At 47.3% G+C, this 1187-nt stretch carries 1 protein-coding gene; it reads left to right on the plus strand.

Annotated elements, in window-relative coordinates:
* Nucleotides 1–268: 268 nt before the first annotated feature.
* Nucleotides 269–1187: S8 family serine peptidase (locus O9290_RS19085; RefSeq protein WP_502846469.1), on the plus strand; the 919-nt coding region annotated here is incomplete at its 3' end.

Genomic DNA, 1187 nt, shown 5'->3' on the forward strand with positions numbered 1-1187 from the left:
AATGGCTTTTAAATGTTGATCTAGTTGTTCTTTTTGGTCTGTATTCATGATTCTACCGTTTAATTGTTTCTCTTTATTTTGCCTTAGCTAACGTTTTTAGTCTCTAAGCATTTATACTTATGGCAAAATTGGGATGCTCCCGCTATAATAAATTTAAGCCTAGGGCAGAAAAGTTGGGCTTGTCCTTTTCCCTAACCATAAACAGAAACAATCCAACGCCCCCAAGTAATTGACCGATTAATTTTCGGAAAGTGGGGTGTGTGTGGTGATGAAGACAACACAAGTAAGTTCCGATTTATCTAGTACAGATATGCCATCTCTAGAAGATTCTTTGAGTTTTGATGGAGCCTTCCCAATCACCTTTGATTTAACAGGTTCCGACGATTTAACTGTATCGAGGGAAACGCCTCCCTTAGGAGTCCTGAACTCTAAGCCCTCCCCCTCTACAGTCTCCTCTGAGGCCCCCACGGTTTCAGCTTCCCCTGCTGCTACGGGTCAAGTGGTCTTTCCCGCTTCCCTCAGTATGAACTCTTCTGGTTATCCCACCAGTCCAGCGTCGAGTCCTGCCTCTGTACCCACCGCTGCCGCCGTCACCACCAGTCCAGCGTCGGGTCCTGCCTCTGTACCCACTACCGCCCCCGTCACCTCAGAGCTAAGACTGGCAGCAACTAGCACCCTTGCCCCCCATGTTTCCAATAAACTCATTGTCAAGTTCAAGAAGGGGATCGCCAGCGCCGAAGTTGCTCAGTTTAAGTCCCTCTTTGGTGCTGTCAGCACCCAGACGATTAAACTGACGGGGGCAGAGATTTGGAAGTTATCCGGGTCGCTCTCTGTGGAGAAGATTCTAAAACAATATCGCTCCCATCCGATTTTTGAATACATTGAACCCGACTATATTGTAACAAAAGGCACAATTAGTCCCCAAGCGACATTCCCCAATGACCCCAGTTTTAATCAACTTTGGGGACTGCATAACACCGGACAAAGTGGCGGTACTCCCGATGCCGATATTGATGCCCCTGAAGCCTGGGATATTCAAAAAGGCAATCCTAATTTAGTGATTGGGGTTATTGATACGGGGGTGGACTACAATCACCAAGACCTAGTTGGCAACATCTGGACAAACCCGGGGGAAATTGCCGGAGATGGCATTGACAACGATGGCAATGGCTACATTGATGACATTC

Source organism: Microcystis sp. LE19-41.2A (assembly GCF_027530405.1).
Taxonomy (GTDB): domain Bacteria; phylum Cyanobacteriota; class Cyanobacteriia; order Cyanobacteriales; family Microcystaceae; genus Microcystis; species Microcystis aeruginosa.